General features: G+C 63.9%; 9 protein-coding genes and 1 tRNA gene. All 10 read right to left on the bottom strand.

Annotated features, from left to right (window positions below; genetic code table 11):
- Window positions 1–126: 126 nt before the first annotated feature.
- Window positions 127–202, bottom strand: a tRNA-Val gene (locus tag E8E78_RS12090).
- A gap of 148 nt (window positions 203–350) precedes the next feature.
- Window positions 351–1,121, bottom strand: a complete 771-nt coding sequence (locus tag E8E78_RS12085; RefSeq protein ID WP_162465283.1) for an SDR family oxidoreductase — start codon at window positions 1,119–1,121, stop codon at window positions 351–353.
- Complete coding sequence (locus E8E78_RS12080) at window positions 1,121–2,332, bottom strand: O-succinylhomoserine sulfhydrylase (protein ID WP_280313661.1); 1,212 nt, start codon at window positions 2,330–2,332, stop codon at window positions 1,121–1,123. The genes E8E78_RS12085 and E8E78_RS12080 overlap by 1 nt, the downstream gene beginning before the upstream one ends.
- 16 nt (window positions 2,333–2,348) lie before the next feature.
- A complete protein-coding gene (purF, locus tag E8E78_RS12075; protein ID WP_016485526.1) occupies window positions 2,349–3,854 on the bottom strand; it encodes an amidophosphoribosyltransferase in 1,506 nt (501 codons plus the stop codon).
- 42 nt (window positions 3,855–3,896) lie between these two features.
- Entirely contained in the window at window positions 3,897–4,454 is a 558-nt protein-coding gene (locus tag E8E78_RS12070; RefSeq protein ID WP_280313659.1) for a CvpA family protein, read from the bottom strand.
- 196 nt (window positions 4,455–4,650) lie between these two features.
- Complete coding sequence (locus E8E78_RS12065) at window positions 4,651–5,316, bottom strand: SPOR domain-containing protein (RefSeq protein ID WP_016500860.1); 666 nt, start codon at window positions 5,314–5,316, stop codon at window positions 4,651–4,653.
- Entirely contained in the window at window positions 5,300–6,607 is a 1,308-nt protein-coding gene (gene folC, locus E8E78_RS12060) for a bifunctional tetrahydrofolate synthase/dihydrofolate synthase (RefSeq protein WP_049276282.1), read from the bottom strand. The genes E8E78_RS12065 and folC overlap by 17 nt, the downstream gene beginning before the upstream one ends.
- Window positions 6,607–7,500 (bottom strand): acetyl-CoA carboxylase, carboxyltransferase subunit beta, encoded by an 894-nt coding sequence (gene accD / locus E8E78_RS12055; protein ID WP_009686024.1) that lies wholly within the window; start codon window positions 7,498–7,500, stop codon window positions 6,607–6,609. The genes folC and accD overlap by 1 nt, the downstream gene beginning before the upstream one ends.
- Window positions 7,501–7,715: 215 nt before the next feature.
- Window positions 7,716–8,336: a phosphoribosylanthranilate isomerase gene (locus tag E8E78_RS12050; protein ID WP_059395455.1), complete on the bottom strand. Its 621-nt coding sequence runs from the start codon at window positions 8,334–8,336 to the stop codon at window positions 7,716–7,718.
- 61 nt (window positions 8,337–8,397) lie between these two features.
- The gene (truA, locus tag E8E78_RS12045; protein ID WP_197864866.1) at window positions 8,398–9,252 is read right to left on the bottom strand and encodes a tRNA pseudouridine(38-40) synthase TruA; all 855 of its coding nucleotides are present in this window, start codon (window positions 9,250–9,252) and stop codon (window positions 8,398–8,400) included.
- Window positions 9,253–9,345: the final 93 nt, after the last annotated feature.

The following is a 9,345-nucleotide window of genomic DNA, read 5'->3' as shown; positions in this document are numbered from 1 at the left end:
ACTCGAACCCGCGACCCCCGGCGTGACAGGCCGGTATTCTAACCGACTGAACTACCGCTGCGCAGTGCGTTCCTCTCTGGCTATCGGCTTCTTGCGAGACCTTTGCACCAGGAACTTCTCAGGAAGTGGTGGGTGATGACGGGATCGAACCGCCGACCCTCTGCTTGTAAGGCAGATGCTCTCCCGGCTGAGCTAATCACCCTCGCGATGTTGCTTGTTGCGTTTGCTTCTCTGAGGCCGCGAAATTTACGCAGGTGGCGAAGCTAAGTCAATAGCCCCATTGAATTTTTTTCAAAAAAAGCAAAAACAGAAAAGGGACCTTTCGGTCCCCTTCCCTTACAGCGCCGAGCTCAGGTGTAGATCATCTTGCGGGTCATGCCGCCATCGACCACAAACTCCTGACCGGTGACAAACGCCGCCTGGCGCGACAACAGCCAGGCAACCATCGCCGCCACATCTTCCACGGTGCCTACCCTGCCCGTCGGGTGCTGGGCATGGTCGGCCTCGGTCAACGGCTCGGCACGACGCTGCGACGGGTCACGGGCATCGATCCAGCCCGGGCTCACTGCATTGACACGAATTTCCGGGCCCAGGCTCATGGCCAGGGCATGGGTCAAGGCCACCAGGCCGCCCTTGCTCGCTGCGTAGGCCTCGGTGTCGGGCTCGGACTGCCGCGCCCGGGTAGAAGTGAGGTTGACGATGGCCCCGTTGTGCGCACGCAGGTACGGCGCACAATGCTTGGCCAGCAGCATCGGGCCATTGAGGTTAACCGCCAACACCCGGTTCCACTGTGCCAGGCTCAGGCTTTCCAGCGTCTGGTTATGCGGGTTGGCGATGGCGGCATTGCACACCAGCGCGTCCAGCCGACCGAACTGCCCAAGCACTTCGGACACCCCGGCAATGACCTGGGCCTCGTCGGCGACGTCCATGGTGATGAACCAGGCGTTGTCGCCCAAGGCCTTGGCCACTTTGCCGCCACGCTGACGGTCCAGGTCGCTCAGCACCACCTGCCAGCCTTCACAGATCAGCCATGCGGCAATGCCCAGGCCGATGCCGCGCGCGGCACCGGTGACCAAGGCTACCCGGCCATTCTGGCCCGGGGTACTGCCGCGGATTTCCATCACAGTGCGGCCAGCCCGCGTGCAAGGTCAGCCTGCAGGTCAGCCACATCTTCCAGGCCCACGGCAACGCGGATCAGGCTGTCGCGGATACCGGCGGCTTCACGCTCCTGCGCCGACAGGCGGCCGTGGGAGGTGGTGGCCGGGTGGGCGATGGTGGTCTTGCTGTCACCCAGGTTGGTGGTTATGGAAATCACCCGGGTGGCGTCGATGAAGCGCCAGGCGCCGTCTTTACCGCCCTTGACCTCGAAGCTCACCACCGCACCAAAGCCACTCATCTGGCGCTTGGCCAGTTCGTGCTGCGGGTGGCTGGGCAGGCCGGCGTAATGCACCTTCTCCACGCCGTCCTGCTGCTCCAGCCATTCGGCCAGGGCCTGGGCGCTTTCGCAGTGGGCACGCATGCGCAGGCGCAAGGTTTCCAGCCCCTTGGTGAAGATCCAGGCATTGAACGGGCTGAGGGTCGGGCCTGCGGTACGCAGGAAGCCCACCACTTCTTTCATCTGTTCGGCACGGCCGGCAACCACGCCCCCCATGCAACGGCCCTGGCCGTCGATGAACTTGGTGGCCGAGTGGAACACGATGTCGGCACCCAGCTTCAGTGGCTGCTGCAGCGCCGGGGTGCTGAAGCAGTTGTCCACCACCAGCATGGCACCGCGGGCATGGGCGATTTCACTGAGCGCGGTGATATCGACCAACTCGGCCAGCGGGTTGGACGGCGACTCGACGATCAGCAGCTTGGTATTGGCCTTGATGGCCTTTTCCCAGCCGCCGAGGTCGACCAGTGGCACGTAGTCCACCTGCACGCCAAAACGCTTGAAGTACTTCTCGAACAGGCTGATGGTCGAGCCGAACACGCTCTGCGACACCAGCACGTGGTCACCGGCGCTGCACAGCGACATCACCACGGCCAGGATGGCTGCCATGCCAGTGGAGGTGCCCACGGCCTGCTCGGCGCCTTCCATGGCCGCCAGGCGCTCCTCGAAGGCACGCACCGACGGGTTGGTGTAACGCGAATAGACGTTGCCCGGCGTTTCACCGGCAAAGCGCGCGGCCGCGTCGGCGGCCGTGCGGAACACGTAGCTGGAGGTCAGGAACAGCGCTTCGCTGTGCTCGCCCTCGGGTGTACGGTGTTGACCGGCGCGCACCGCCAGGGTGTCGAAACCGACACCCTCGAGGTCGCTGTCCAGTCGCCCGGCATCCCATTGATCCGTCATGCCGTCGCTCCCTGAATCAGTTGTTGTAGAGGTCGATGATCGCGCTGACGGCCTGGTTCTTGACCTTGGCCAGGTCATTACGGGCCTGCTCGATACGCTCGAGGTAGGCATCGTCGATATCGCCGGTGACGTACTCACCGTTGAACACCGCGCAATCGAAGTGGTCGATCTTGATCTTGCCGCCACCGACCGAGTCGATCAGGTCTGGCAGGTCCTGATAGATCAGCCAGTCGGCGCCAATCAACTCGGCCACTTGTTCGGTGGTACGGTTGTGGGCGATCAGTTCGTGAACACTCGGCATGTCGATGCCGTAGACGTTGGGGTAGCGTACTGCCGGGGCTGCGGAGCAGAAGTAGACATTCTTGGCACCGGCTTCGCGGGCCATCTGGATGATCTGCTTGCAGGTGGTGCCGCGCACGATCGAGTCGTCCACCAGCATCACGTTCTTGCCGCGGAACTCCAGTTCGATGGCGTTGAGCTTCTGGCGTACCGATTTCTTGCGCGCGGCCTGGCCGGGCATGATGAAGGTACGGCCGATGTAGCGGTTCTTGACGAAGCCTTCGCGGAACTTGACGCCCAGGCGGTTGGCCAGCTCCAGCGCGGCAGTGCGGCTGGTGTCCGGGATCGGGATGACCACGTCGATGTCATGCTCCGGGCGTTCGCGCATGATTTTGTCGGCCAGTTTCTCACCCATGCGCAGACGGGCCTTGTACACCGAAATACCGTCGATGATCGAGTCCGGGCGCGCCAGGTAGACGTGCTCGAAAATGCACGGCTGCAGTTTTGGCGATTCGGCGCACTGCTTGGTGAACAGTTGGCCTTCTTCGGTGATGTACACCGCTTCGCCCGGCGCCAGGTCGCGGATCAGGGTGAAGCCGAGCACGTCCAGGGCCACGCTTTCCGAGGCGATCATGTATTCCACGCCTTCGTCGGTGTGGCGCTGGCCGAACACCACCGGGCGGATGCCGTGGGGGTCGCGGAAACCGACGATGCCGTAACCGGTGACCATCGCCACTACGGCGTAACCGCCTACGCAGCGGCTGTGCACGTGGGAAACAGCAGCGAACACGTCTTCTTCGGTCGGCTGCAGCTTGCCGCGCACCGCCAGCTCATGGGCGAACACGTTCAGCAGCACTTCCGAGTCGGAGTTGGTGTTGACGTGGCGCAGGTCGGACTCGTAGATCTCCTTGGCCAACTGCTCGACGTTGGTCAGGTTGCCGTTGTGGGCCAGGGTGATGCCATATGGCGAGTTGACGTAGAACGGCTGGGCCTCGGCCGAGGTCGAGCTGCCCGCAGTCGGGTAGCGCACGTGACCAATGCCCATGCTGCCTACCAGGCGCTGCATGTGGCGCTGCTGGAAGACGTCGCGCACCAGGCCATTATCCTTGCGCAGGAACAACCGGCCGTCATGGCTGGTCACGATACCGGCAGCGTCCTGGCCGCGGTGCTGGAGGACCGTAAGCGCGTCATACAGCGCCTGATTGACGTTCGACTTACCGACGATACCGACGATGCCACACATGCGACGCAACCCCTACTTTGACGAAACTTGAGTGAATAGCGCTCAGTGCCGGGACGGACCGAGCAACTGTTCCTTGAACGGAAGATCAGCCGGAGCGCTGATCAACCCACTGGGTGACCACTGGCCGGTAAAACCAAGGATCAGGTTTTTAGACCAGTCGGCGACCAAGAGAAATTGTGGTATCAGGCGTGATTCCTGCCACCAGGTGTCTTGTTGAACAGGCCCCAGGCTGATCAGGCCGATGGCCACCACTACCAGCAAGGCCCCGCGCGCGGCGCCGAAGGCCATGCCCAGGAAACGATCAGTACCGGACAGCCCGGTCACACGGATCAGCTCACCCACGAGGAAGTTGACCATGGCCCCCACCAGCAAGGTGGCGACGAAAAGAATGGCGCAGCCGGCGATGACGCGCATCGATGGCGTCTGGATATAGCTCTCAAGATACACCGAGAGCGAACCGCCGAACATCCAGGCAACCGCACCGGCAATGATCCAGATGAGCAAGGACAAGGCTTCCTTGACGAAGCCGCGCTTGAGACTGATCAGTGTGGAGACGGCGATGATCGCGATGATCGCCCAATCAACCAAGGTAAATGCCACGGTGCTGCCTGCATACGTTTGAGGCGGCGCATTTTACCAGAGCGACGGGCTGGGAGTAAGCGGAATGTGGGGTGGATTGGTGTTGGGCGATTCGCGGCTAAACCCGCTCCCACAGGGACGGCGTCACAGCATGGTCTGCGCACATCCTGTGGGAGCGGGTTTACCCGCGAATGGCCAGCAAGGCCGCTACTGGGTATCAGCTGCGCTCTGGCTGGAAACGCACCACAAAGCCCTTGAGGCTGTTCTGGCGGTTGATGGCGTCGCGCGTGCGCTCGGCTTCGGCCCGCTCGATCAACGGCCCGACATACACCCGGTTCATCCCGCCCGCCGAGCGGATATAGGCGTTGTAGCCCTGACTGCGCAGCGTTTGCTGCAGCTTCTCGGCACCGGCTCGGTTGGACAGGCTGGCCAACTGGATGGACCAGCTGACAGGCAAGCCATTGACGTCGATTTTCGAGGGGGCAGCTGGCTTGGCCACTGCCGTGGCAGGTGCCGGGGTGGCCGCCGGCCTGGGCTCGACCTTGGGTGCCGGGACCTGCGGCTTGGCCGGCTGAACCTGCGCCTGGGTCTGCGGCGATGGAGTAATTGGCTGGCTGGGTGTAGCGGCCGGCGCAGTGGACTCGTCGACCACCACCGGTGGCTGCTGCGGCTCTTCAGGAATGACCTGCGGCTCCGGCACGGCGACCGGGTCCACTTTCACTTCCGGCAGGCTTGGCATGGCCGGTGCCTGCGGGGCTTCGACGTGCACCTGGCGCATCTCGTCCTCGCGGGTGAACAGCATCGGCAGGAAAATAACCGCCAGCGCCACCAGCACCAGCGCACCCACCATGCGCTGTTTCATCCCTTTATCCAGCACTGCCATCTACTCCACCCTCCTGGGCGTGCCGCTCCAGCCACTCCAGCGCCTGGGCAACACAGAAAAACGAACCGAACAGCAAGATCTGATCATCCGCCGTCGCCTGCGCGCATTGCCCTTCAAGGGCGGCATCGACGCTGACATAAGACTTCACCGCAGCACCGAGGTTCGTCAAGGCCGTGGCCAGTTCCGCAGCCGGGCGGCTACGGGGGGTATCCAGGGGCGCCACGGCCCAGTCGTCGACCAGGCCCTGCAGCGGCGCGACAACGCCGTCCAGGTCCTTGTCGGCGAGCAGGCCGAACACCGCCAGGCGACGCCCTTTGAGCGGCCGGGCCGCCAGGCGCCGAGCCAGGTACTCCGCTGCATGGGGGTTGTGCCCCACATCCAGCAGCAGCTCCACCGGCTTGCCCTGCCAGTTCAGCAGGCGGCGGTCGAGGCGGCCGGTGATACGGGTCGCCAGCAGTGCCTGGCGCACCTGCGCGGCATCCCACGGCAGCCCCATCAGCAGGTAAGCCTGCAGGGCCAGCGTGGCGTTTTCCATGGGCAGGTCAAGCAAAGGCAGGTCACGCAGTTCTACCTGCGCACCATCAGCCGCCGTACCGCGCCAGCTCCAGTTGCCATCGGCACTGGCCAGATCGAAGTCACGACCGCGCAGGAACAGCGGCGCTGCCAGTTCGGCAGCCTTGTCCAGCAACGGCTTCGGCGGGTCCAGGTCACCACACAGGGCCGGCTTGCCCGTGCGGAAGATGCCGGCCTTCTCGAAGGCCACAAGCTCGCGAGTATCGCCCAGGTAATCGACATGGTCGACGCCGATACTGGTCACCAGGGCCAGGTCGGCATCCACCACGTTCACGGTGTCCAGGCGGCCACCAAGGCCCACTTCCAGCACCACGGCATCCAGCTGCGACTGGTAGAACAACCAGAACGCGGCCAGCGTGCCCATCTCGAAGTAGGTCAGGGAAATTTCGCCCCGCGCCGCCTCGACGGCGGCGAAGGCTTCGCACAGGCGCTCATCACTGGCCTCTTGGCCATCGATCACTACCCGCTCGTTGTAACGCAACAGGTGCGGCGAGCTGTACACGCCGACCTTGAGCCCCTGGGCGCGCAGCAGCGAGGCCACGAAGGCGCAGGTCGAGCCCTTGCCGTTGGTGCCGGTCACCGTCACCACGCGTGGCGCCAGCTTGCCCAGCGCCAGCCGGGCAAGCACCTTCTGCGACCGCTCCAGGCCCATGTCGATGGCCGAGGGGTGCAACTGCTCGAGGTAGGCGAGCCATTCGCCCAGGGATCGTTGTTTCATCACGCGACGGCAGCCGCCTCACGCGCTTGCTCCGGGGTTTCCTGGCCGGTCATCTGCGCCAGCAGACGGGCCAGGCGCGGGCGCAGTTCGCCACGGGAGATGATCAGGTCGATAGCACCGTGCTCCAGCAGGAACTCGCTGCGCTGGAAGCCTTCTGGCAGCTTCTCGCGTACGGTCTGCTCGATCACACGTGGGCCAGCGAAGCCGATCAGGGCCTTTGGCTCACCGACGATGACGTCGCCGAGCATCGCCAGGCTGGCGGAAACGCCGCCGTACACCGGGTCGGTCAGCACCGAGATGAACGGGATGCCTTCTTCGCGCAGGCGCGCCAGCACGGCCGAAGTCTTGGCCATCTGCATCAGCGAGATCAGCGCTTCCTGCATGCGCGCACCGCCCGAAGCGGAGAAGCAGACCATTGGGCAGCGGTGTTCCAGGGCGTAGTTGGCCGCACGCACGAAGCGCTCGCCGACGATGGCCCCCATGGAGCCGCCCATGAACGAGAATTCGAAGGCGCTGACCACGATCGGCATGCCCATCAGGGTGCCACTCATGGAGATCAGCGCGTCTTTTTCGCCGGTCTGCTTCTGGGCGCCGGTCAGGCGGTCCTTGTACTTCTTGCCGTCACGAAACTTAAGGCGGTCGACCGGCTCCAGGTCGGCACCCAGTTCGGCACGGCCTTCCGCGTCGAGGAAGATATCGATGCGCGCACGTGCGCCGATGCGCATGTGGTGGTTGCACTTGGGGCAGACATCCAGGGTCTTTTCCAGCTCCGGACGATACAGCACGGCCTCGCAGGACGGGCACTTGTGCCACAGGCCCTCAGGCACCGAGCTCTTCTTCACCTCGGAACGCATGATCGAAGGGATCAGTTTGTCGACTAACCAGTTGCTCATGCTTTCTTTCTCCAGTATTGGCAGGCGGGGGTCGGCTTCACCGGCCCTGCCCTGCCCTTGAGCTCAAAATCTTTATGAAACGATGATGGACCGGCCGCCGGGGCTTCCAGCGTGCCACTCCACCGCTAATGTGTTGTTGTGCCGCCACCGGCGGCTGCCCCGCAGGGCTGCGAAAGCTATGGACGATGGCGCGCAGCCAGCCGTCACATCTGCCATCACGCCTGTTTCACCGCCTGCATGAAGGCCTCGATTTTCGCCGCGTCCTTGATGCCCTTGGCCTGTTCGACGCCACCGCTGACATCCACCGCATAAGGCCGCACCTGGGCAATGGCCTGGCCGACGTTATCGGCCGACAGCCCGCCCGCCAGGATGATGGGCTTGCTCAGGTGTGCCGGCACCAGTGACCAGTCGAACGCTTCACCGGTTCCCCCGGGCACGCCTGCCACGTAGGTGTCCAGCAATATGCCGCGGGCCCCTGCGTAAAGCTGGCAGGCCGCTTCCAGGTCATCGCCCGGGCGCACACGCAGGGCCTTTATCCAGGGGCGGTGGTAGCCTTCGCAGTCTTGCGGGGTTTCATCGCCGTGGAACTGTAGCAGGTCCAGCGGAACCACTTCGAGGATCTCGTTCAGCTCGCAACGCGAAGCGTTGACAAACAGCCCGACCGTGGTAACGAATGGTGGCAACTCGGCAATGATCGCCCGTGCCTGGCGCACGTCCACGGCTCGCGGGCTCTTGGCGTAGAAGACAAAGCCGATGGCATCGGCACCCGCTTGGGCAGCGGCCAGTGCGTCTTCGATACGGGTAATCCCGCAGATCTTGCTGCGAACATTGCTCATGGACAGCGAACCCTGATTGTTACGGTGAAAGGCCGGATGTTAGCAAATGGCTTTTCGTCCGTCAGTCTGCCAACGCTTCGTAGCCGGTCAAAAAGTGTGGGCCGATGTAACGCTGGGGCAGCACATATTCCTCGGGGTACTCCACCTTGACCAGGTAAAGCCCGTACGGATGGGCGGTGACCCCGGCTTCACGGCGGTCGCGCCCTTCCAGCACTTCACGCGCCCAGATGACCGGGCGCTCGCCGGCGCCGATGGCTGTCAGCACACCGACAATGTTACGCACCATGTGGTGCAGGAAGGCGGTGGCGCGCACGTCCAGCACGATCATCTGGCCATGGCGGGTAACGCGCAGGTGGTAGATGTGCTTGATCGGCGACTTGGCCTGGCACTGGCTGGCGCGGAAGGCGCTGAAGTCGTGGGTGCCAAGCAGGAACTGCGCCGCTTCGGCCATGCGCTCCACATCCAGCGGGCGGTGGTTCCAGGTCACTTCCTCGGCCAGGTGCGCCGGGCGGATCGGGTCGTTGTAGATGACGTAGCGGTAGCGCCGGGCACACGCCTTGAAGCGGGCATGGAAGTCGGCCGGCATCGGCCGCGACCAGACCACGCTGATGTCGTGCGGCAGGTTGAAGTTGGTACCCAAGGTCCAGGCGCGCTCGTCGCGTACGGCGCGGGTATCGAAATGCACGATCTGCCCGCAGCCATGCACGCCGGCATCAGTACGCCCGGCGCAGATCACCGAAATCGGTTCGTTGGCGACCTTGGACAACGCTTGTTCCAGCGCTTGCTGCACACTGGGCACTCCACTGGCCTGACGCTGCCAGCCGCGATAGCGGGCGCCCTTGTATTCCACGCCCAGGGCGATTCGGGAGTAGCCTTCGGCCGCGGATTCGGCGGCAGCGGTGTCGATGATGTCCAAGCGCATGAAACCTGTGGGGTGTACGGAATGGCGGGGATTATAACGACAACGGCAGCCTTGTAGGGCTGCCATTGGAGGTGTGTAGCGCTTGCG

Origin of the sequence: Pseudomonas sp. BN505 (assembly GCF_029873175.1) — a bacterium.
GTDB classification, from domain to species: domain Bacteria; phylum Pseudomonadota; class Gammaproteobacteria; order Pseudomonadales; family Pseudomonadaceae; genus Aquipseudomonas; species Aquipseudomonas putida.
This window is presented reverse-complemented; position numbering and strand designations above follow the sequence as displayed.